A 22,237-nucleotide genomic window follows, 5' to 3' on the forward strand; every position below is an offset into this window, starting at 1 on the left:
GCTCACTTCTCCTTGACGCCGAGCAGGAAGTCGGTTGCCAGGCGGTTGAATTCGTCGAACTTCTCCAGCTGCGCCCAATGCCCGCAGCCGCCGAATACGTGCAATTGCACGCGCGGCACCATCTTCAGAGCTACGAGCGCGCCGTCGATCGGGTTCACCCGATCCTCGCGGCCCCAGATCATCAGCACCGGCTGCCGCAGTTTGAACGCGTCGCGCCAGATCATGCCCTTGGCGAAGTCGGCCCCGGCGAAGGAGCGTCCCATCGCGCGGGTGGCTTCCAATGATTCGGGCTTGCTGGCGGATTCGAAGCGCGCGTCGATGAGTTCCGGCGTGATCAGCTTCTGGTCGAAGACCATGATCCGCAGGAACGCCTCGAGGTTCTCGCGCGTCGGCTCGTAATTGAACTTCGACAGCAGCTTGACGCCCTCGGTGGGGTCCGGCGCGAACAGGTTGGTGGACAACCCACCCGGACCCATCAGCACCAGTTTGCCCGCGCGATCGGGATAGTCGAGCGCGAATCGGGTGGCCGCGCCGCCGCCGAGCGAATTGCCCAGCAGGTGCACGCGTTCGGTGATGCCAAGGGTATCGAGCAGATCCTTCAGCGCCGAGGACGAGTGCACGAAGTACTGCGGATGCTCGGTCGGCTTATCGGACAGCCCGAAGCCGGGCTGATCGACGGCGAGCACGTGGAAGTCCCGCGCCAGCACCGGAATGTTCTTGGCGAAGTTCGACCATGACGACGCACCGGGCCCGCCACCGTGCAGCAGCACGATGGTGGGGCCGTTGCCGACGCCCGCCTCGTGATAGTGCAGCTTCAGATCCGGGCGGACCTGCGCGTACTTCGAAGTGGACTCGAAGGTGATGTCCTCAACAGTGGTCATGGACTACACCATCGTGTCGGTGATCGGCAGCCCGAAAGCGTGCGTGCCGTACATGACGTAGGCGCGCTCGGCGTCATTGGCCGCGTGCACCCGCCCGGCGTGCGCATCGCGCCAGAAGCGCTGCAGCGGAGTGCCATTGGCGAGCGCGGTGGCGCCCGAGGCCTCGAACAGCTTGTCGATGGAGGCGACGGCCCGGCCGGTGGCGCGCACCTGATCGCGGCGGGCGCGAGCCCGCACATCGAACGGAACGTCTTCGCCGCGAAGCAGATACGCGTATTCGTCCGCGACATTGCCGGACAGCTGACGCCAGGCGGCGTCGATATCGCTGGCGGCCTCGGCGATGCGCACCTTGCCGAACGGATCGTCCTTGGCGTTCTCACCGGCGTAGGCCGCGCGCACGCGCTTGCCCTGATGCTCGACGTGCGCCTCGTACGCGCCGTAGGCCATGCCGACGATCGGGGTGGAGATGGTGGTGGGGTGGATGGTGCCCCACGGCATCTTGTACACCGGATCGGTATTCTGCTCCAGGCCAGGCGATTTCAGCTCGCCCATGGCGCGGAAGCTGAGGAACCGGTGCTTGGGTACGAACACATTCTCCACCACGACGGTGTTGGAGCCGGTGCCGCGCAGGCCGACCACGTGCCAGACATCCTTGATGTCGTATTCACTGCGCGGGATCAGGAAGCTGCCGAAGTCGACCGGCTTGCCGTTCTTGATCACCGGGCCGCCGACGACCACCCAGTCCGCGTGGCCGGAGCCGGAAGACCAAGCCCAGGAACCGTTCACGGTGTAGCCCGAGGCGTCCTCGGTCACCACGCCCGCACCCATGGGCGCATAGGAGGAGGAGATGCGGACGTCGGTGTTCTCGCCCCAGACCTCTTCCTGCGCACGCTGATCGAACAGCGCCAGGTGCCAGTTGTGCACGCCGATGATGCCCGCGACCCAGCCGGTGGAGCCGCAGGCGCTGGCGATCTTGCGGACGGTGTCGTAGAAGACGACGGGGTCGGCGGCGTATCCGCCCCACTGCTTGGGCTGCAGCAGCTTGAAGAATCCGGCGGTCTGCAGGTCCTTGATGGACTCCTCGGGGATCTGCCGGAGATCCTCGGCCTGCTGGGCCCGCTCGCGGAGAGTGGGCAGCAGGGCTTCGACCCGCTCAACTACTTCTTGCGTCATCGCGCCAGTTGCTCCTGCCTGGTGAATCGGGCGGTTCTCGTTTGTCTCTGAGACTAGAACACGTTCTTATTTCTGTCGAGAACAGGTGGCCGCTATATGCCACGCGCACGCGTCGTTCGCCTCACGAGGCATTTTGTCCATTGATTGGACGAACAACTGGCGTGAAGCGCCGCATTTTTGTAACGTGTTCTAGTACTTCCAGAGGAGGATCACGATGTCAACAACCCCACCGGGGCCCCGTGGGAAGGTTCGCGAGATCGATGTGGGTGCGATGCCCACCCGCTACGCCCGGGGCTGGCATTGCCTGGGACTCGCCAGCACCTTCCGCGACGGCAAGCCGCACTCGGTTCAGGCCTTCGGTACCAAGCTGGTCGTCTTCATGGACAGCAAGGGCGATCTGAAGATCCTCGACGGCTACTGCCGGCACCTCGGCGGCGACCTGTCCATGGGTGAGGTCAAGGGCGATTCCATCGCCTGCCCGTTCCACGATTGGCGCTGGGGCGGCGACGGCAAGTGCACGGGCATTCCCTATGCCCGGCGCGTACCGCCGCTGGCTCGCACCCGCTCGTGGCACACGCTCGAGCGCAACGGTCAGTTGTTCGTCTGGCACGACCACGAGGGCAGCGCGCCCACCGACGCGGTCACGATTCCGTACATCGACGGGCCCTTCCAGGACAAGGACGGCAATCCGCTCGAGGAGCTGTCCGGCGACTGGACCCCGTGGACCTGGCATTCGCTGCTCATCGAGGGCGCCAACTGCCGCGAGATCATCGACAACGTCGTGGATATGGCGCACTTCTTCTATATCCACTACGCCTTCCCGACGTACTTCAAGAACGTTCTCGAGGGTCACGTCGCAACGCAGTTCCTGGAGACCAAGGGCCGTCCCGATATCGGCGCCGCCGCCGAGGCCGGGATCGATTCGCTGCTCAAGTCCGAGGCGTCCTACTTCGGTCCGTCCTACATGATCAATCCGCTGCTGAACAGCTACAGCGGTTTCGAGGTCAAGACGGTCCTGATCAACTGCCACTACCCGGTCACGCAGGATTCGTTCGTGCTGCAGTGGGGTGTCACGCTGGAGAAGCCCAAGGGCCTCCCCGATGAGCAGGCCGAGAGCTTCGCTCGCAAGATGACCGACGGCGTCTCCGAGGGCTTCCTGCAGGACGTCGAGATCTGGAAGCACAAGTCCAAGATCGACAATCCGCTCCTCACCGAGGAGGACGGCCCGGTCTATCAGCTGCGCCGCTGGTACGACCAGTTCTACGTGGACGTCGCCGATATCGATCCTAAGTCGCAGCAGCGCTTCGAATTCGAGGTCGACACCACCAAGGCCAATGAGGCCTGGGGCGTCGAGGTCGAAGAGAACATGCGCCGCAAGCGCGAAGCCGCCGAAGCCGCCGCGGCTTCCGAGGAGGCGAACGTCTGATGACCGCCTGGGCGAAAGCACCCGATTTCGCGGACCGTCCGGAGCGGCGGGCGCAGGTGCGCGCCCAGACGGTGCTGGACAAAGAGCATTACATGGAATCCGGGATGACACCGATCGCGTGTGCGTCCTGCGGCACCGAGGTGCTGGTGCGCAAGCACAGCAGCAACCAGAAAACCGTGCAGTGGACGGTCAATCCGGCCGAACACTGCCCGGTGTTCCGCAAGATGGCCGAGGCCGGGCCGACCTTCGGCAAACCGGATTCCTGCCCGAACCTCGAGAAGACCATCGACCACGCCGTGGCCGAGGGCCTGCTCGAAATAGACGACTAGTCCAGACGGAAGTCGGCGAAGTCGAAACCCGGTGCGACGACACAACTCACCAGCACGTAGTCGTCGCCCGCCGGACGGGCGGCCTGGCTCACACCGCCGGGAATCACCGCCTGGGGCCGCTGCCCCTGCTCGACATCGGGTCCGAGGACGATCTCCTCGCCCCCGATGTTCAGCAGTAGCGGGCCGCCCCGATGCCAGAACCAGATCTCATCCGAGCGCACCGTGTGCGGCGCGGATTTCTCACCCGGCAGCAGCAGGAAATAGATGGCCGTCGCGCTGGAGCGCGGGCCGTCATAGCCTTCGGGCTCGAATTCGACCGCACTGCGCCAGGTTTCCCGGTACCAGCCGCCCTCGGGGTGCGGGGCCATATCCAATTCCGCTGCCAGCTTCGGCCTTTCGATGCTCATGGCATCCACAGTAGGTCCGACGGTTATCGCGGTCCGGCTGCGCGACCGGGGTGGTTGATTTTATCCTCGATTAGGTGAAAGGGTAGGCAAACCTTAGCCTCCGAGTAGCCGTGTTGAATCGAGGACGACGTTGCACCTGTCCAGGCGTCAGATGTTCCAGGCCGGTGGCGGACTCGGCCTCATCGCACTGCTCGCGGCCTGCGGGGGCAATGACTCCACCGGGTCCGGCGAGGTGTCGGGTCCGCCCCGGCGCGGCGGCACGTTGCGGGTCGGTGCGCTCGGGCGAACCGGAGCGATCACGCGCGATCCGCACGGGTCGCAGGCCAATGAGAGCGACTACCTGATTCTCAGCCTGCGCTACGACACGCTCACCGTGCCCGGGGACAAGCCCGTCACCACACCGCGGCTGGCCGCGTCCTGGCAGTCCTCGGCGGACCTGAAGACCTGGCGCTTCACGCTCGCGCCCGGGGCGACATTCCATGACGGCAGACCTGTTACGGCCGATGACGTGGTGTATTCGCTACGGCGACTGCGCAATACGCCCGCCGGAGCCTCCCGGCTGCCGGGTGTGCGCGCGGAGAGCATCACGGCCGACGGGCCGGGCACCGTCGTGCTCGTCTCGGACTATCCGAACGCGGACCTGCCGCTGCTGACCCGGCTCACCACCTTCGTGGTGCCCAATGGAACCCTCGATATCGAGAACGCGCCCGGCACCGGGCCTTTCAAGCTGGACTGGTTCCGCGGCGGCAACGCCCGGCTGGTCCGCAACCCCGACTGGTACGGCGGCGAGGTGTACCTCGACGCCATCGAGGTGAGTATTTTCGAGAGCCCGCAGGCCATGTCCACGGCGCTGCTCGCCGGGCAGATCGACCTGGCCTCCAATGCGGGCGCGGTCGCCGCGCGCACCGCACAGGGGCGCAAGGATATTCGCATCCAGCGCCGGGCGAACGATATGGCCATGCCGATCGTCATGCGCACCGCGGCGGGCAGTCCCTACGCCGATTCCCGGGTCCGGGAGGCGCTGCGCCTGGCCGTGGATCGTAAAGCGCTTGTAGCGCAGTCACTTTCGGGATACGGCAGCATCGCCAACGATATCCTCGGCACCGGCGATCCCGATTACGCCCGCGATATCCCGCAGCGTGCCCGCGACCTGGACCGGGCGAAATCACTGCTCGCCCAAGCAGGTTTCGACACCGGTAAGACCTATCAGCTGTACACCACCGAGGACATCTCCGGCCTGGCCGAATCCGCGGCGCTGTTCGCCACCCAGGTCCGCGAGGCGGGCGTCAAGATCGATGTGGTGAAACAGGAATCCGGCGCGTTCTGGGATTCCACCTGGCTGCACGGCGACCTCTACACCGGCTACTGGGGCACCAACGACTCCGTCCTGTTCTTCGCCAGCAAGACCATGATCACCGGCAGCGGACAGAACGAAACCGCCTGGAGCGAGCCCGAATTCGACGCCGCCTACCAGCGCGCCGTGGCCACCGCCGACCCCGCCGCCCGCACCACCCTGCTGCGCACCCTGCAGCAGATCGAATACGACCGCTCCGGCTATCTGCTCTGGGGCATGGCCGACGGCATCGACCTGGCCCGCACCCCCGTCCAAGGTCTGCCCACCCTCCCCGGCTACGGCCGAGTCCAACTCGAACGCACATGGCTGGCGAGCTGAACTCCACCGGGCCGAGTGCCGCCGCCCAGTCGGCGCGCACACCGCCGGTCACACCCGCTGCCGAGATACCCGGCGGGACGGCGTCGTTCGATGCCCCGACCACCTTGAGCGGTGACTCGTCGCACGCCGTGGTTCCGGCACAGGGACCGGGCGACTCGGCGTCCGATCGACCGACAGGCCGTGACCGATCGGAGTCCGAGTACGACCACATCGACGGGCAGTCGTCGCGAGCGAGCGCGAGCGGCGAAGTGACGCCGGACGCCGAGGGGCCGGGCGAACGGCAGTCGAAGCGATTCTCGGCGCGGCGGACGGTTCGATTCGGCCCGCTGCCGGTCGCCGTCGGCTACTCGAAGCCGCGCGGTAGGAGCGCGGTGGACGAGGGCGACGGGAGTCGGCGGCCGCTCGTCCCAATCGGGCGGTCGTGGCTGGCGACCACCTGGCGGCCGGTGTCGGGTTTCGTGATGGTGGTGGCGAAACGGGCTGTGCTGCTGTGGATCCTGCTCGCCGTGGTGTTCGTGGCGGTGGACCTGTTGCCCGGGGATGCGGCTCGGGCGACGGCGGAGCGGGGGGAGAGCGCCGCCGATGTGGCGCGGCGGCGGGCCGAGTTGGGGCTGGATCGGCCGGTGCTGGAACGGTTCTGGGATTGGATGAGCGGGTTGCCGCGCGGGGATCTCGGGATTTCGGCGCGAGGGGTGCCGGTGCGAGAACTGGTGTCGGGGGCGTTTCCGAACACCCTGTTGCTGGGCGGGCTGGCATTGGCGTTGACGGCGCTGTGCTCGCTGGCGCTCGCGGGATGGGCGGCCCTGCGACCCGGGGGCTGGGTGGATCGGGTGGTATCCGGCACGGCGACAGCGGTTTTGGCGCTGCCCGAATTCGTGGTGGCGATCGCGCTGGTCGCGGTGCTGTCACTGTGGACGGGGTGGCTGCCCGCCGTCACGCTGGCGGGAGCCGACGGCGCGCCCGCGGCATGGGACATGCTGGTGCTGCCGGTGCTCGCGCTCGCCATTCCGCAGACCGGCTGGAATGTACGGATCGCGCGGGCCGCACTCGCCGATGAGGCTCGCGAACCACACGTGGAAGCCGCTGTCCTGGAAGGGCTCTCACCCGAGCGGGTGCTGCTGCGGCATGTGCTGCCGGGGGCGCTGCCCGCCATCGTGGCCGGTCTCGCCACCTCGACCGGCATGCTGCTGGGCGGCGCGGTCGCCGTCGAGGTTGTCTTCAACTATCCGGGCATCGGCACGGTCCTGGCTTCCGCCGCGACCGATCGCGACGCACCCCTGGTCGCCGGTGTCACCGCACTGACCGGCGCGGTCATCACCGTTGTATTGCTGATCGCGGACATCACCCGCGATGTTCTGGCGGGAGGCCGTCGATGAGCGGCGGGCCACGGGCATCGGCCCGGTACGGCAGAAATCAGCCGGGCATCGGCGAGAGGTGCCGGCCATGAGACGAAGACTGCTCTCCGGCACAGCGATTCGACTGTTGCCCGCGCTGCTGCTGATCGGGCTCGCGCTGGTGGGACCCGTGCTGGCCCCGCATGCCATCGATACGCCGGTAACGAGACCGTATGCGGAACCGGGTGCGGGCGCACCGCTGGGCGGGGATCTGCTGGGGCGCGATGTGCTCAGCCGATTGCTCGGTGGCGGGCGCGAACTGGTGGTGTCCGCGCTGGTGGCGGCGGCCCTGGTGACCGCGATCTCGGCGGTGCTCGGTGCGCTGGGTGCGCTCCGACCCGGGATCGGACGGGTGATCGACCGCACCGCCGATCTGCTCATGCTGTTGCCCGCGGTGCTCGGCCTGCTGCTCATCGCGCTGGCCTGGCGAGACGGTGGCCGCTACACGATCGTGCTGGCCGCGGTCCTGCTCGGCGTGCCGTACGCGGTGCGTCTGGTCGCCGGTGCGGCCGCCCCCATCGCCGCGTCCGGCTACGTGGAAGCCGCGGCGGCGGGCGGTGAACGCCTGGGCCACCTGATCTTCCGCGAGGTGCTGCCGAATCTTCGCGCCACCCTGCTGGCCCTGTTCGGCCTGCGCTTCGTCGCCGCCACCTACCTGGTGGCAACCGCCGGATTCCTCCAAATCGGCCCACACCCACCCGCCGCCGACTGGGCCCTGATGATCCGCGAGAACGGCCCCGGCATCATGCTCAATCCCTGGCCGGTGGTCGCCCCCGGCCTCCTGATCGGCCTGCTCACCATGAGCGTGAATCTGGCCGCCGCCGCTCTCACACCCCAACACGGCCGAAAAGCGGTGCGCCCATGACGACTTCCGAAGTGGATCCGCAGCGGGCCGTGGTGCGGGTCGACGGCTTGTCGGTGGCGGCCGATGGGCGATTCCTGCTGCGCGAGGCGAGTTTCGAAGCGCGGGCCGGTCGATTGGTCGCGCTCACCGGAGCGTCCGGGGCGGGCAAGACCACCTTGCTGCGTGGTCTGACCGGTCTGCTGCCGCCTGGTTCAGCGCGCGTAGCGGGCAGCGTCGAGGTGCTGGGCTATGACATCTTCGCCGCTGCCGATCGAGATCTGCGGGAATTGCGGCGTACGCGAATGGCTTTCGTGGGGCAGGACCCGGGCTCGGGGCTGAATCCGCGTATGAAGGTCCGCACCCTCATTCGCGAGCTCGCGGTGGACCCCGCCGAACTCCCGGCCTTGCTCGCCGAGGTTCAGCTCCCCACCGCGCCCGCCTTCACCACGCGTCGTCCCGGTGCGCTCTCCGGAGGCCAGCAGCGCCGCGTCGCGCTCGCCCGAGCCCTGGCCCGGCACCCGGAGCTGCTCCTGCTGGACGAACCTACGGCGGGACTGCACCCGGCCCTCCGCGACGAGATAGGCGACCTGCTCGTCCGCCTCGCCCGGACCCGTGGGCTCACCATCGTTTTCGCCTGCCACGATCCGGAGCTGGTGGCCCGTATCGCCGACGATGTCGTCGACCTGAACCCGGGTGCATCCCCGCCCGAGCCGACCTCGCCGGTTTCGGAAACCGCGCACCTCACCTCACTATCCGCCAGTGATTCGGAACCCGTTGTGGTGGAACGAGATCCGCTGCTTTCGGTGCGTGGCCTGGCCGTCGAGTTCTCCGGTGGCACGCGGGTGCTGCACGATGTCGATCTCCTGGTGGCGGCCGGGTCCGCGGTCGGTGTCGTGGGTCCATCCGGATCGGGGAAGACGAGTCTGGCGCGGGCCGTGGTGGGGTTGCACGGGGTGAGTGCGGGGAGCATTGCCCTGGACGGGATCGCGCTGCGGGGGCAGTGGCAGCGGCGGAATCGGGAGCAGCGCAGGCGGATTCAGCTGGTGCCGCAGAATCCGCTGGGTGCGTTGAATCCGAGTCGCACCGTGGGGGCGACGCTGGCGCGGCCGCTGCGGTTGCATCGGCGGTCGAGTGCGGTGGCGGCGCGGGTAGCCGAATTACTGGAGCAGGTCGAGCTGGAATCCGGCTTCGCGCAACGCTATCCGCACGAACTGTCCGGTGGTCAGCGGCAGCGGGTATCCATCGCGCGGGCGCTGGCGGCCGAGCCGGAGGTGCTGATCTGCGATGAGATCACCTCCGCACTGGACCGCCGGACCGCCGACGCGATCATGGATTTGCTGTGCGGGTTGCGCGATGAGCATGGGGTGGCGCTGGTGCTCATCGCGCACGATCTGGAGCTGATAGCCGATCGCACCGATACGGTCACCGTGCTGGACGCCGGTCGGGTCGTGGAATCCGGCCGCACCGCAACGGTTTTCGCGGAACCCGCGCACGCGGCCACCCGGTCGCTGCTCGCGGGCGTGACCGTTGCCGGGCATTGAGCTGCCGTTGCCGGGCACCGAGCGGCTGCCGGGCGGCGGTTGTCTCGGTCACGCCGATTTCCGGTCAGCTGAACGGGGAGTCGGGTCGTTCCTCACGCACGCCGTCCACCCAGATGTCGACCTTCTCGTTGTAGAAGCTGGCGAAGCCCGCGATCTTCTGACTCTCCGCGGTGGGTGTGCGGTAGATCCAGACGATATCGCGGTAGATGTCCTCGCCGAGCTGCACGCTCCAGTATTCGGCGTTGCCCTTGTACGGGCAGAGCGTCGTGGTGTCGGAGTCCTCGAGCAGGTCCAGGCGGATATCGGTGAGCGGCAGGTAGTAGCGCGCGGGCAGCCCGGTCTCGAACAGAATGCGCGGGTTGCGGGATTCGGCCACGGTCTGCCCGGCGATCTCGACGCGGATATGCCGGGAACTGGAGAGGATGTCGACCCGATGGAAGGGGTCGCGGGGATGACCGTAGATCGGCTCGTCCTCCTCGAACCAGGCGTCCATGGCCTTGGGCTCGAGACGGACCAGATCCTGTAGTTCGGGCGTGGGGGAGTCGAGGTAGCGCACGGCCGCACCCGGCGCGGTATGGCCGTCGGCGATGACATCGAAGCCGACGGGGGTGCCGAGGTGATTCGCGGTGCGGGTATCGCCGGTCGGCTCGAGTTTGACCCGCAGTTCATCGGCCGGGAAGTAGTAGGTGGGGAAGTAGGCGTGCTCCCACACCAGCCTGGATTTGATGGTGTCGACGGCCAGTTGACCGCCCAGATAGACGCGTACTCGTTTGGCGCACGGCAGCACGCGCACCTGATCCGTCTTCGTTTCGGACATACCTCCCGAAGGTACTCCGAAGTGGAAGGAGCAGGCCCGCTATGGTGTTCGGGCAACAACCGAGCAACAACATGAAGGCGGCCAGATGTCGGAAACGCTCAGCACCGAGCAGCAGGGACTGCGGACCGGGCTGCGCCGCCGCCATATGACCATGCTCGCCATCGGCGGCGCGATCGGCGCGGGACTTTTCGTCGGCAGCGGTTCGGTGATCGGCACCGCCGGACCCGCCGCCATCCTCTCCTACGCGGCCGCGGGACTGCTGGTGCTCTGTGTCATGCGGGCGCTCGGCGAAATGGTGGTCGCTCGCCCGGTCGCGGGCTCACTCGCCGAATACGCGCGCATGTCGATGGGTCCGTTCGCCGGCTTCACCATCGGCTGGCTGTACTGGTACCTCTACGTCATCCTGGTCGGCGCGGAAGCCGTCGCGGGCGCGGCCATCCTGTCGAATTGGATCGAGCTGCCGCAGTGGGTGCTCTCGGCCGCACTGCTCACCCTGATGACCGCGGTCAATCTGGTGTCGGTGAAATCGTTCGGCGAGTTCGAATTCTGGTTCGCCTCGATCAAGGTCGTGGCCATCGTGCTGTTCCTGGTGATCGGCGCGGCCTGGGTCTTCGGCCTGTGGCCGGATGCCGAGAGCGGTTTCGGCAACCTCACCGCATTCGGCGGTTTCGCACCCAACGGCATCACCGGCATCTTCTCCGCCATCGTGATCGTCATGTTCGCCTTCGGCGGCACCGAGATCGTGACGGTCGCGGCCGCGGAATCGAAGGAGCCCGGCCAGGCCGTGGCCCGGGCCACCAATAACGTGCTGTGGCGGGTCGGCCTGTTCTACGTGGCCTCGATCTTCCTGGTGGTGACCATCCTGCCGTGGAATGACGCCCACGTACTACAGAGCCCGTTCGTCAGCGCCCTGGACCGTATGGGCATCCCCGCCGCGGGCACCATCATGCAGGTCGTCATCCTGACAGCCGTTCTCTCCGTGCTGAATTCGGCCATCTACGTCTCCTCCCGCATGCTCTACGTCCTCACCCGTGACGGTGACGCCCCCGCCGCCCTGGTCACCGTGAACAAGCGCGGTGTCCCGGCCCGCGCGGTACTGCTCGGCACGGTCGCGGCCTGGGGCGCGGTCATCGCCTCCTACGTCTCGCCCGACCAGGTCTTCACCTTCCTGGTGAACTCCATCGGCGTCGTCCTGGCCTTCATCTACGTGGCGATCATGCTCTCCCAGTTGCGTTTACGCGCCCGCCTCCGCCGCGAGGACCCCTCCGCGCTCACCTATCGCATGTGGGGCTACCCCTACATCTCCTGGGCCGTGATCATCGCCATCCTGGCGGTCTTCGTGGCCATGGCGGCCAACCCCGATCAGCGAAACCAATTGCTGGCCTCCACAATCAGCCTCCTGGTCGTGGCCGCCCTCTATCCGCTGCGCAAACGCTTCGGTAGGAAGCCGCCCGTCCACGAGGTGGAAGTGCTGCGGCACTGAGAGCGGTTCAGTCCTCGCCGAGGGTGATGGCCTGGGCCTCGGCGGGGGTGTGCGCGCCGGGTGCGCGAGTGTCCATGTGCGCCAGCAGACTCCGGCCCGAGACCAGGACGACAACTGCGGCGGCGGTGCAGGCCGCGCCGACCCAGAAGGGCAGCGCCATATGGTGTTCGCCGAGCTTGCCCGCCAGGTAGGGAGCGGCCGCACCGCCCGCGAAGCGGACGAAGCTGTAGGCGGCCGAGGCGGTGGCGCGCTCCACGGGGGCCGATTCCATGACGGCCTCGGTGATCAGGGTGTTGTTCACCCCGAGGAACAGGCCCGAGATCACGGTGCCGATCACCAGGACCGGCTTATGGTCGGCGAACGCGGCCATGACACCCAGATCCACCGCGAACAGCGCCAGCGATAGCGCCATCATGCGCACGGTTCCGAAGGCGCGCTGCAGTTTCGGAGCCAGGAAGACCGAGGAGAACGCGAGCAGCAGACCCCAGCCGAAGAAGATGAAGCCGATGGAATAGGTGCCCATATTCAGCGGGAACGGGGTGTAGGCCAGCAGGGTGAAGAAGCCGTAGTTGTAGAGCAGCGCGGTGACGCTGACCAGCAGCAGACCGGGGTAGGCGAGGGCCTTGAACGGTGCCGTGATGGAGGTCGGCCTGGCGGGTTTCGGGGCCTCGGGCAGCAGCGCCACCAGGGCGATGAAGGCGATGGCCATCAACACCGAGACGCCGAAGAACGGTGCGCGCCAACTGAAGTGGCCGAGGAATCCGCCGACCAGCGGTCCGGTCGCGATGCCGATGCCGAGCGCCGCCTCGTACAGGATGATGGCGCGGGCGGTGCCCCCGCTGGCAGCGCCGACAATGGTGGCGAGCGCGGTCGCGATGAACAGGGCATTGCCGAGCCCCCAGCCCGCGCGGAAGCCGACGATCTGGCTCACGGTGCCGGAACCGCCTGCGAGAGCGGCGAATACGACAATGATGGCCAGGCCCGCGAGCAGGGTCTTCTTCGCGCCGAAGCGGCTGGAGATGACACCGGTGATCAGCATGGCCAAGCCCGTGACCAGCATGTAGCTGGTGAACAGCAGCGTCACCTGGGACGGCGAAGCGTGCAGTTGTTCGCCGATCGGCTTGAGAATGGGATCGACCAGGCCGATCCCCATGAACGCGATGACCGAGGCGAAGGCCACGGCCCAAACGGATTTGGGTTGTTTGGTTTCTCTGGTGTTGGCAGGTCCGTCGATGGCGGGCCGCGTAACCGACATTGTGCTCAAGGCCAGTTCCTCATCTAGGAGTGCGGTTGTGTCGCAGCTGCTCCCTAGATTGTTGCACAAGCTAACTAAATAGTTAACAAGGCTAAGGATATTTTCGAGTGAAATAACGCACAAGGCCGGGACCAGCGCCTTTGCGCCGATCCCGGCCTGAGCCGAGGGGTTCTCCGCCTACGCCGGACGGGCCAGCGGACGGGCCGGGGTGCCGAAGAGCTGGGCGTCACCGTGCGCGCGCTTGAAGAACAGGTGCGCGTCATGCTCCCACGTGATGGCGATGCCGCCGTGCAGCTGCACGGTCTCCGAGACCACCGAATTGAGCGTGGCGGTGGCGTGGATGCGGGCCGAGGCCACATCGACGGCTTCGGCGGTGCCGTTCGCCAGCCCGGCGATGGCCAGGTAGGCGACCGAGCGGGTGGACTCCACCAGAGCGTACATATCCGCCATGCGGTGCTTGAGGGCCTGGAAGCTGCCGATCGGACGGCCGAACTGCACGCGGGACTTGCTGTACTCGACCGTCATGTCCAGGCAGCGCTCGGCCGCGCCGAGCTGCTCGGCGGTCACTGCGGCCCAGGCGATTTCGCGTAGGCGCGGCAGGTCGACCGCGCCCAGCGCACGCGCCGGAGCCGAAGCGAACTCGATGGTCGTCAGGCGACGGGTCGGATCCATGGTGGGCACGACCGTGCGGGTCACACCCAGGGCCGCACCGTCGACCTCGAAGAGGCCATCGGCGGTGAGCACCAGCAGGGTGTCCGCGTACGCACCGTCCAGGACGTAATGGGCGGTGCCGGAGACGGTTTCGCCCTCGGCGCGGACGCCGAAGGAATCCCAGCCGGACGGACCGGCCCAGCACAGCGCCAGCGTGCGCACACCCTCGGCGACCTCGGGCAGCAGCCGCTCATTGGCTTCGGCGTCACCCGCGAGCAGTAGCGCCTGCACGCCGAGCACGGCCGAGCCGAGCATGGGCGGCGCGGCCAGCGTGCGGCCCAATTCCTCTACCACCAGCAGGGATTCGACCAGGCCGACGCCGACGCCGCCGAACTCCTCCGGAATGGCGAGCGCCGCGACGCCCACCTGCTCGCACAGCAGCTTCCACAGTTGTTCGTCATAGCCGCGCTCGGCCTCCAGCCCGCGCCGCATGGCCGCGCTGTCGCCGTGCTTGGCCAGCACCGCGCGCACGGTCCCGGCGAGTTCCTGCTGCTCAGCCGTAATGCTCATGCGTCGGCTCCCATCGTGTCGTGCCGTAGCTGAAGGTGGTTCACGCCGCCGCACCCGCGCGCAGGGCGGCGGCGATGCGGGCGCGGTGGAAAGCCGGTGTGCCCCAGGCGGAACGGAGCGCGGTGACCTTGGTCAGCCACAGCGACAGATCGAATTCGGCGGTGTAGCCGATCGCGCCGTGCACCTGCAAGCCGATGCGCGCCGCCTGGTACGCCGCCTCACCGCAGGCCAGTTTGGCCGCGGAGATATCGCGGGCGCGAGTGCCGGCGTCCGCTCCGGCCTCGAGGGTGAGGGCGGCGCGGTAGAGCAGCGGCTGCGCCATCTCCAGGGCGATGGAGACATTGGCCAGGTGATGCTTGATGGCCTGGTACTGGCCGATCGGCTTGCCGAACTGCTGGCGCTGCTTGACGTAGTCGACGCTGGTGTCGAGCAGCGCGCGGCCCGCGCCGAGCAGCTGCGCGGCGGCGGCCAGGGCGGCGGAATCGAAAGCGAGATCGATTGCGGCGCCGACGCCTTCGCCCTCGGCGAGCACCGACTCGGCGGTCACTGGGAACAGGCGGCGGGCCGCGTCGACAGACTTGGCCTGCGCACCGGCGGTGGCGAGGGAAACCCGATCACCCGCGGCGAGCAGCACCAGGTCGGCGATATCGGCGTCCAGTGCGACCGGCGTGCCGGAGGCGGCGAGCGCGCTGGCTCCGGCCGTCGCGGCGGCCGAGCCACCCGCGTCTGGACCGATGGCGATGGTGCCCAGCTTCGCGCCCTCGGCGAACTGCGGCAGCCATTCCGCCGCTGCGGCCGCATCCGGAAGTGCCTGCAGCAGTGCGGGAATCGCGGCGGCGGTCTCCACCAGCGGTCCCGGCACGGCGGCCCGGCCGATTTCGGTGAAGGCCACGATCAACTCGACCGGGCCCGCGCCGAAGCCGCCGTTGTCCTCGGTGATGGTCAGGCCCAGCGCACCGGCCTCGGCGAGCTGGCTCAGCAGTGCCCGGCCGGACGCGGAATCGCCCGCGCCCCAGGCGCGTACGACGCCGGGCGTCTTGGCCGCCTCGCCCATTTTGCGCAGGCTGGCGGCGAAATCGATTTGTTCGGCGGTAAGTGCGAATCGCATGTCGTCCTCCGGGTGACTAGCGCGGCAGCCCGAGCAGGCGTTCGGCGATGATATTGCGCTGGATCTCATTGGTACCGGCGTAGATCGGACCCGCCAGCGAGAACAGGAAACCGTCGGTCCAGGCCGATTCCTGTTCGGCCGCGGCACCGTGCAGATCCAGTGCGGTCTCGTGCATGGCGATATCGAGGTCGGACCAGAAGACCTTGTTCACCGACGATTCCGCGCCCAGCTGACCGCCGTCGGCGAGCCGGGTGACGGTGGCCCAGGTATTCAGGCGGTACGCCTCCGCGCCGACCCAGGCGTCGACGACCTGATCGCGCAGCGCGGTATCGGATTCGTCGGCGACGGTGCGCCACAGGTCGATCAGCTTATCGGCGGTGGCATTGAACCGGCCGGGGGAGCGCAGTGAGAGCCCGCGCTCATTGCTGGAGGTCGCCATGGCGACCTTCCAGCCGTTATTGGCCTCACCGATGACATCGGCGTCCGGCACGAACACATTGTCGAGGAAGATCTCCGCGAATCCGGGCTCGCCGTCCAGCTGCGGAATCGGCCGCACCGTAATGCCTTCGGCGGTCAGCGGGAACATCAGGTAGGTGAGTCCCTTATGCCGCTGCGCTTCCGGATCGGAGCGGAACAGCCCGAAACCCCAGTCCGCGAACGAGGCCCGCGAGCTCCAGGTCTTCTGGCCGTTGAGAATCCAGCCGCCCTCGGTGCGCTTGGCGCTGGAGCGGATACCGGCGAGATCGCTACCGGCCTCCGGCTCCGACCAGGCCTGCGCCCAGATGTCATCCGCGCGAGCCATTCTCGGCAGAATCCGGGCCAGCTGCTCCGGCGAACCGTGCTCGAACAGCGTCGGCGCGAGCAGGAAGATGCCGTTCTGCGATACCCGGCCGGGCGCTCCGGAGGCGTAGTACTCCTCCTCGAAGACCACCCATTCGGTCAGTGACGCGTCCCGGCCGCCGTATTCGGCGGGCCAGGCGACACAGGACAACCGAGCCTCGGCCAGCTTGGCCTCCCACGCCCGGTGCGCCTCGAAGCCCTCCTCGGTGTCCATCGACGGCAGTGGCGTCGCGGGCACGTTGGCGGCCAGGAACTCGCGCACCTCGGTGCGGAATTCCTCTGTCTTGGCGTCGAATTCGAGATCCACTTACTTCGCCCCGTTCTTTCCTGCGGCATCTGTGGTTGTGGCGGTGGCCTTCATGGACTTGGCGTTCATCCCGCCCAGCGAGTCCGCGCCGACCTCGGCATTGTGCGCGTGCGCGAAGTGGTGCAGCCCGAACACCGAATCCATGCCCGCGCGCATACCCATCAGGTCCTCGCACTGGTTGACGGCCTTCTTGGTCAGCGCCAGGCCGAATTGCGGCATGGCCGAGATCTTCTCGGCCAGCGCGAAGGTCTCGGTCTCCAGATCCTCGCGTGCGACAACGCGATTCACCATGCCCCACTCGTAAGCCTGTGCGGCGGTGAAGCGGTCACCGGTGAACAGGATCTCCTTGGCGCGGCGCGGGCCGAGCACCCACGGGTGCGCGAAGTACTCGACACCCGGAATACCCATGCGCACCACCGGATCGGAGAAGAACGCGTCCTCGGAGGCGACGATCATGTCGCACGACCAGGCCAGCATGAGCGCGCCCGCGATGCACGCGCCCTGCACCATGGCGATGGTCGGCTTGGGGATCTCCCGCCAGCGCCGGCACATGCCCAGGTACACCTCGGACTCGCGCGCGAACCGCTGATCACCGCCGGGCCGATCGGTGTGGTCCCACCACAGCGCCGCCTGGTTCTCGTACTTGATGTGGTGATCGCGCCCCGGCGTCCCGATATCGTGCCCGGCGCTGAAATGCTTTCCGGCCCCGGCCAATACGATCACCTTGACCTCGGCGTCCTCGACCGCGCGCACGAAGGCGGCGTCCAGCGCGTAGGTCATGACCGAGTTCTGCGCGTTGCGGTAGTCCGGCCGATTCAGCGTGACGACCGCGACCGGCCCCCGCTTCTCGTAGAGGACGACCTCGCCCTCATCGGGAATGGGCCCCGGATCCACACTGTCGTGTGCGCTCACGCCTTCTCCTCACGTAGTTGCCGCTTGAGGACCTTGCCCGCGGCGCTGTAGGGCAGCTGATCGCGGAACTCGACGAACCGCGGAACCTTGAAATTGGCGAGCAGCGTCTTGGCATGCGCCAGTACGTCTTCGGCGGTCAGTTCGGCGCCGGGCTTGCGCACCACGAACACCTTGCCGACCTCGCCCATGCGCTCGTCCGGCACACCGATGACGGCGGTCTCGGCGACCCCGTTCAACCGCGCCATGGCCTGCTCCACCTCGGCGGGATACACATTGAAGCCGCCGGAGATGTACATGTCCTTGAGCCGGTCGGTGATCTTCACATAGCCGCGGTCGTCGATCACCGCGACATCGCCGGTGTGCAGCCAGCCGTCCCGATCGATGGTGTCGGCGGTGGCCTGCGCGTCATCGAGGTAGCCGACCATGATCTGTGAACTGCGCAGCAGCAGTTCACCATTGTCGGCCAGGTTCACCTCGAAACCGTCGATGGCGCGACCGCAGGTATTGGCGATGGTCTCGGCCGAATCCTCGGGACGGCACATGAGCCCGAAGCCGCCGGATTCGGTCTGCCCGTACGCGGTCAGCACCACATCGAATTTCAGCTCGCTGCGCATTCTCTCGATCAGCACGACCGGTACGGTGGCCGCGCCGGTGACCGCGACCCGCAGCGTGGACAGGTCCGCCTCGGCGCGCGCCGGATGTTCGAGAATGGTCTGGAAAATCGTCGGCGGTCCGGTCAGCACGCTGATCCGCTCATCGTGGATCAGTCGCATGGTCTCGGGCACATCGAAGGTGGCCTGCGGAATGATGTGCGCGCCGGTGACCAGCGCGGCGAGAATGCCCGCCTTGTATCCGAAGCTGTGGAAGAACGGCGGCACCACCAGATAGCGGTCATCGCTGCTCAGGGTGGCGCAGTCGGCCCAGGCGCGGGCGCTGGTGAGCGCCTTACCGTGCGAGATCAGCACGCCCTTGCTGCGCCCGGTGGTGCCGGAGGTGAACAGGATGTCCGAAAGATCTTCCGCCCGAATCGATTCCGCGCGCGCGATGGCATCCTCGAGGCTGACCGCCGCGGCCAGCTTCGGCAGTTCGGACCACGCGATGGCGTTCTCGACGGTCTCTTCCCGCTCAGCGGGAATCACGATGACGGTGTCGATGACCAATTCCGGTGCGTCCGCGCGCAGTTCGGCGAGGCGGTCGCGGCCCAGGAAGGTGCCGGCGATGAACAGCGCCTTGGCCTCCACCCGGCCGAGCACATCGGCGGCCTCATCGGCCACGTAACGCGTGTTCAACGGCACGATCACCGCGCCCACGTAGTGGGTGGCCAGCACCGCGGTCACCCAGTGGTGCGTGTTCGGAGCCCAGATGCCGATCTTGTCGCCGCGTTGCACACCGCGCGCGATCAGCACGCGTGCGGTCTCGCGGACCGAGTCGAGCAGTTGTGCCCAGCTCAATCGCACGGCACCGTCGGACACGGCGGGTGCGGAACCGTATGCGTTCGCGGCGGCGTGCAGCGCGAGCGGAGTGGTCTGCGGTGGGGATGTCACGGCGTCTCCGAGCGTCCGGGAATGGGTCTAACAAAGCAAGTGCTTGGTAGGTTACTCTACGGAGGTGAGCATGATCCAGACCCCCGAACCGGCCAGTGGGAACACCTCTCACGAGGACGCCGCATTCCGCACCGAAGTGCGGGAATGGCTGGCCGAGAACCTGAACGGACAGTTCCGCGAACTGCGCGGTCTGGGTGGTCCCGGGCGCGAGCACGAGGCTTTCGAGGAGCGTCTCGAATGGGACCGCGCCCTCGCCGCCGCCGGACTGACCTGCCTGGGCTGGCCCAAGGAATGGGGCGGCCGCGACGCCACCCTCGCGCAGCAGGTCATCTTCCACGAGGAATACGCCAAGGCCGACGCACCCAGCCGCGTCTCGCACCTCGGCGAGGAACTGCTCGGCCCGACCGTGCTGGCCTTCGGCACCGAGGAGCAGAAGCGCCGCTTCCTGCCCGGTATCCGCAATGTCACCGAACTCTGGTGCCAGGGCTACTCCGAACCCGGCGCGGGCTCCGATCTCGCCGCGGTGAGCACCTCGGCGTACCTCGATGGCGACGAATGGTCCATCACCGGACAGAAGGTGTGGACCTCGCTCGCGCACCTGTCCGACTGGTGCTTCGTGGTCGCGCGCACCGAGAAGGGTTCGACCCGCCATCACGGCCTGTCCTACCTCCTGGTGCCGATGAAGCAGCCGGGCGTCGAGGTGCGGCCGATCATCCAGCTCACCGGGACCGCGGAATTCAACGAGGTCTACTTCGACAATGCCCGCACCGCCGCCGATCTGGTGGTCGGCGCGCCCGGCGACGGCTGGAAGGTCGCCATGGGCACGCTGACCTTCGAGCGCGGCATCTCCACCGTCGGCCAGCAGATCCGGTACGCCCGCGAACTCGCCGACCTCGAGGCCGTCGCCCGCAAGAACGGCGCACTCGAAAACGCCGTCATCGCAGACCGTTTCGACAAGGCGTGGGTCGGACTGCGGGTGCTGCGCGCACACGTGCTGCGCACCCTGGAGTCCGGTCACGACGGTGCGACCGTCGATGCCCGCACCGCCGCCGGTTCGGCCTCGGTGACCAAACTGCTGTGGGCCAATTGGCATCGCGATCTCGGCGAACTCGCCATGGACGTACTCGGTGCGCCCGGCCTGATCGCCGATGCCGAGGGCGATGACCTCAATGCCTGGCAGCGGCTCTTCCTCTTCACCCGCGCGGACACCATTTACGGCGGTTCGAACGAGGTGCAGCGCAACATCATCTCCGAGCGTGTGCTCGGACTTCCCCGAGAGGCTCGTCCGTGACCGACCTGTCCATCGCTCCTGAAATCACCCCGGGCCACAACCTGCTGGCCGGGAAGGTCGCCGTGGTGACCGCCGCCGCCGGAACCGGTATCGGCTCGGCCACCGCGCGCCGCCTGCTGTCCGAGGGCGCGGACGTCGTCGTCTCCGACTGGCACGAGCGTCGTCTGAAGGAGACCGAGGAAGCGCTCCAGGCCGAATTCCCGGACCGCAGAGTCGCTTCCGTGCCCTGCGATGTCAGCTCGACCGAACAGGTCGATCAGCTCATCACCGGTGCGGTCGCCGCGTTCGGGCGGATCGACGTGATGGTCAACAATGCCGGGCTCGGTGGTGAGACCCCCGTCGTCGATATGACCGACGAGCAGTGGGACAAGGTCATCGACATCACGCTGAACGGCACGTTCCGCGCTACTCGGGCCGCGCTCAAGTACTTCCGCGAGGCGGGCCACGGCGGCGTCATCGTCAATAACGCCAGCGTGCTCGGCTGGCGCGCGCAGCACGGGCAGGCGCACTATGCCGCCGCCAAGGCGGGCGTGATGGCGCTGACCCGCTGCTCGGCCGTCGAGGCCGCCGAATACGGCGTGCGCATCAATGCGGTCGCGCCGAGCATCGCCCGGCACGCGTTCCTGGACAAGGTCACCTCGGGTGATCTGCTGGATCGCCTGGCCGCCGGTGAGGCCTTCGGCCGGGCCGCCGAACCGTGGGAGGTGGCCGCCACCATCGCCATGCTGGCCAGCGATTACACCACCTACCTGACGGGTGAAGTGGTTTCCATTTCCAGTCAGCGTGCCTGATTAGGCGCGGTGCTTCCGATTTCGGTTGAACGCAACCAATTCGGATATCCGCGGTGATGTGGAAAGCCGTGTCACCCGGTTGCGGTATTTTTCACCGGCACGCCAGATATGGGCGTGCCGGTGCGTTTTTCGGGGTCTGAACGCTGCCTGAATTATCGGCGGCGCAAAATGGCTGGGGCGCGGATCGGCCCGTTGTGCAATCCTGGTTTAGGCCGGTTCCGCATAGTCGAAGGGCGCGACCCATGGGTCCGGATCGCCGACAACAACAAGCCACAGAAGAACCCAATCCCGAGGAACTCGAGTTGGTGCGCGAGGTGGTTCTCGCGCGCCGCCGACTCGACAATGTCGTTATGGCCGCGCTCACCCTGGGCGCGGAATTACTCGACCACGATTCCGAACGCGCCACCGCCATGCGCGCGGCGCAGATACTCGAACAGCATGCCGTCGACGAGGGCGAGATTCTGCGGGATCCGCGAGCCGCCCTGCGCCGGGACCTGATCCGCGATCGGGAGCGAGCCCGTCGCATCGGATTGGCCCGCGAATCCTGGCATCCGCTGTCCGAGGCCGAACAGCACCGCCGAAAACAGACCGAGCTCCTGCGCGAAGTGCGCTCCGACCTCCTCGAGGTGGTGCGCACCTGCGGCCGCGTGCATTACGACCGCACCACCTTCGCCGACGGCATAGCCAAGGGCCTGTGCGCCGCCACCGACAAGCTGGTGGAAGGCGCAGATATGGAGACATATCAGGCATGGCAGCGGGGAATGGTCCTGAAAATCACCGAGGAACCCGCCCACGACGACACCCCGGCCCGCGTCATGGCCACCGTCGACGCCGGCCCCGGCCTCGAACCCCTCACCGTCGAATGGGACAGCCCCGAACGAAGATTGGCCCTCGTAGCCCGCATGGCCCGCGCCGGAATCTCCCCGATAATCATCTGCGACCGATTATTGGCGGACCTCTCCGTCTCCTCACCACTGCGGTACTCCGTCAGATAAACCCGG

At 67.4% G+C, this 22,237-nt stretch carries 20 protein-coding genes; 10 read left to right on the forward strand and 10 right to left on the reverse strand.

Annotated elements, in window-relative coordinates; genetic code table 11:
- Positions 1 to 2: 2 nt before the first annotated feature.
- Together hsaD and hsaA are read right to left on the reverse strand one after the other, a co-directional pair.
- Complete coding sequence (hsaD, locus tag AB0L82_RS19765; RefSeq protein WP_364637768.1) at positions 3 to 881, reverse strand: 4,5:9,10-diseco-3-hydroxy-5,9,17-trioxoandrosta-1(10),2-diene-4-oate hydrolase; 879 nt, start codon at positions 879 to 881, stop codon at positions 3 to 5.
- Positions 882 to 884: 3 nt separating this feature from the next.
- On the reverse strand, positions 885 to 2,054 hold the full coding sequence (gene hsaA / locus AB0L82_RS19770) for a 3-hydroxy-9,10-secoandrosta-1,3,5(10)-triene-9,17-dione monooxygenase oxygenase subunit (protein WP_364637770.1): 1,170 nt from the start codon (positions 2,052 to 2,054) through the stop codon (positions 885 to 887).
- A gap of 214 nt (positions 2,055 to 2,268) precedes the next feature.
- On the opposite strand from hsaA, the gene AB0L82_RS19775 reads away from it, so the two are divergent.
- Positions 2,269 to 3,480 carry a Rieske 2Fe-2S domain-containing protein gene (locus tag AB0L82_RS19775; RefSeq protein ID WP_364637772.1) on the forward strand — a complete coding sequence of 404 codons (1,212 nt, stop codon included), beginning with the start codon at positions 2,269 to 2,271 and terminating at the stop codon, positions 3,478 to 3,480.
- Complete coding sequence (locus AB0L82_RS19780; protein WP_364637774.1) at positions 3,480 to 3,809, forward strand: hypothetical protein; 330 nt, start codon at positions 3,480 to 3,482, stop codon at positions 3,807 to 3,809. Before AB0L82_RS19775 ends, AB0L82_RS19780 begins: the two co-directional genes overlap by 1 nt.
- On the opposite strand, the gene AB0L82_RS19785 is transcribed toward AB0L82_RS19780, so the two are convergent.
- Entirely contained in the window at positions 3,806 to 4,216 is a 411-nt protein-coding gene (locus tag AB0L82_RS19785) for a cupin domain-containing protein (RefSeq protein ID WP_364637776.1), read from the reverse strand. The two genes, AB0L82_RS19780 and AB0L82_RS19785, sit on opposite strands and share 4 nt — an antisense overlap.
- Positions 4,217 to 4,346: 130 nt before the next feature.
- Between AB0L82_RS19785 and AB0L82_RS19790 the strand changes: the two genes are divergently transcribed.
- The 4 genes from AB0L82_RS19790 to AB0L82_RS19805 all read left to right on the forward strand — a co-directional run bounded on the left by AB0L82_RS19790 (position 4,347) and on the right by AB0L82_RS19805 (position 9,667).
- Positions 4,347 to 5,888 (forward strand): ABC transporter substrate-binding protein, encoded by a 1,542-nt coding sequence (locus AB0L82_RS19790; RefSeq protein ID WP_364637778.1) that lies wholly within the window; start codon positions 4,347 to 4,349, stop codon positions 5,886 to 5,888.
- Positions 5,873 to 7,264 (forward strand): ABC transporter permease, encoded by a 1,392-nt coding sequence (locus AB0L82_RS19795; RefSeq protein ID WP_364637780.1) that lies wholly within the window; start codon positions 5,873 to 5,875, stop codon positions 7,262 to 7,264. The genes AB0L82_RS19790 and AB0L82_RS19795 overlap by 16 nt, the downstream gene beginning before the upstream one ends.
- A gap of 67 nt (positions 7,265 to 7,331) precedes the next feature.
- Positions 7,332 to 8,147, forward strand: a complete 816-nt coding sequence (locus tag AB0L82_RS19800) for an ABC transporter permease subunit (RefSeq protein ID WP_364637782.1) — start codon at positions 7,332 to 7,334, stop codon at positions 8,145 to 8,147.
- Positions 8,144 to 9,667, forward strand: a complete 1,524-nt coding sequence (locus AB0L82_RS19805) for an ATP-binding cassette domain-containing protein (protein ID WP_364637784.1) — start codon at positions 8,144 to 8,146, stop codon at positions 9,665 to 9,667. The genes AB0L82_RS19800 and AB0L82_RS19805 overlap by 4 nt, the downstream gene beginning before the upstream one ends.
- Before the next feature lie 64 nt (positions 9,668 to 9,731).
- Here the strand turns inward: AB0L82_RS19805 and AB0L82_RS19810 are convergent, their stop codons facing one another.
- The gene (locus tag AB0L82_RS19810; RefSeq protein WP_364637786.1) at positions 9,732 to 10,484 is read right to left on the reverse strand and encodes a DUF427 domain-containing protein; all 753 of its coding nucleotides are present in this window, start codon (positions 10,482 to 10,484) and stop codon (positions 9,732 to 9,734) included.
- Positions 10,485 to 10,569: 85 nt separating this feature from the next.
- Here AB0L82_RS19810 and AB0L82_RS19815 point away from each other — a divergent pair, with 85 nt between their 5' ends.
- A complete protein-coding gene (locus AB0L82_RS19815) occupies positions 10,570 to 11,967 on the forward strand; it encodes an amino acid permease (protein ID WP_364637788.1) in 1,398 nt (465 codons plus the stop codon).
- Between the two features lie 7 nt (positions 11,968 to 11,974).
- Here AB0L82_RS19815 and AB0L82_RS19820 read toward each other — a convergent pair whose 3' ends face one another.
- The 6 genes from AB0L82_RS19820 to AB0L82_RS19845 all read right to left on the reverse strand — a co-directional run bounded on the left by AB0L82_RS19820 (position 11,975) and on the right by AB0L82_RS19845 (position 19,154).
- Entirely contained in the window at positions 11,975 to 13,222 is a 1,248-nt protein-coding gene (locus AB0L82_RS19820) for an MFS transporter (protein ID WP_364638025.1), read from the reverse strand.
- 177 nt (positions 13,223 to 13,399) lie between these two features.
- A complete protein-coding gene (locus AB0L82_RS19825; RefSeq protein WP_364637790.1) occupies positions 13,400 to 14,443 on the reverse strand; it encodes an acyl-CoA dehydrogenase family protein in 1,044 nt (347 codons plus the stop codon).
- Positions 14,444 to 14,483: 40 nt separating this feature from the next.
- On the reverse strand, positions 14,484 to 15,551 hold the full coding sequence (locus AB0L82_RS19830; RefSeq protein WP_364637792.1) for an acyl-CoA dehydrogenase: 1,068 nt from the start codon (positions 15,549 to 15,551) through the stop codon (positions 14,484 to 14,486).
- Positions 15,552 to 15,567: 16 nt separating this feature from the next.
- Entirely contained in the window at positions 15,568 to 16,698 is a 1,131-nt protein-coding gene (locus AB0L82_RS19835; protein ID WP_364637794.1) for an acyl-CoA dehydrogenase family protein, read from the reverse strand.
- Positions 16,699 to 17,610 (reverse strand): enoyl-CoA hydratase, encoded by a 912-nt coding sequence (locus AB0L82_RS19840; protein WP_364637796.1) that lies wholly within the window; start codon positions 17,608 to 17,610, stop codon positions 16,699 to 16,701. It abuts the gene before it with no gap.
- Positions 17,607 to 19,154, reverse strand: coding sequence for a FadD3 family acyl-CoA ligase (locus tag AB0L82_RS19845; protein ID WP_364637798.1), 1,548 nt, complete (start codon positions 19,152 to 19,154; stop codon positions 17,607 to 17,609). The genes AB0L82_RS19840 and AB0L82_RS19845 overlap by 4 nt, the downstream gene beginning before the upstream one ends.
- 70 nt (positions 19,155 to 19,224) lie before the next feature.
- On the opposite strand from AB0L82_RS19845, the gene AB0L82_RS19850 reads away from it, so the two are divergent.
- The 3 genes from AB0L82_RS19850 (at position 19,225) to AB0L82_RS19860 (ending at position 22,231) form a co-directional block, all read left to right on the forward strand.
- A complete protein-coding gene (locus tag AB0L82_RS19850) occupies positions 19,225 to 20,445 on the forward strand; it encodes an acyl-CoA dehydrogenase family protein (protein WP_364638028.1) in 1,221 nt (406 codons plus the stop codon).
- Entirely contained in the window at positions 20,442 to 21,236 is a 795-nt protein-coding gene (locus tag AB0L82_RS19855; protein WP_364637800.1) for an SDR family oxidoreductase, read from the forward strand. Before AB0L82_RS19850 ends, AB0L82_RS19855 begins: the two co-directional genes overlap by 4 nt.
- Before the next feature lie 305 nt (positions 21,237 to 21,541).
- On the forward strand, positions 21,542 to 22,231 hold the full coding sequence (locus tag AB0L82_RS19860; protein WP_364637802.1) for a hypothetical protein: 690 nt from the start codon (positions 21,542 to 21,544) through the stop codon (positions 22,229 to 22,231).
- Positions 22,232 to 22,237 lie beyond the last annotated feature (6 nt).

This window comes from Nocardia sp. NPDC052001 (assembly GCF_040680615.1).
Taxonomy (GTDB): Bacteria; Actinomycetota; Actinomycetes; order Mycobacteriales; family Mycobacteriaceae; genus Nocardia.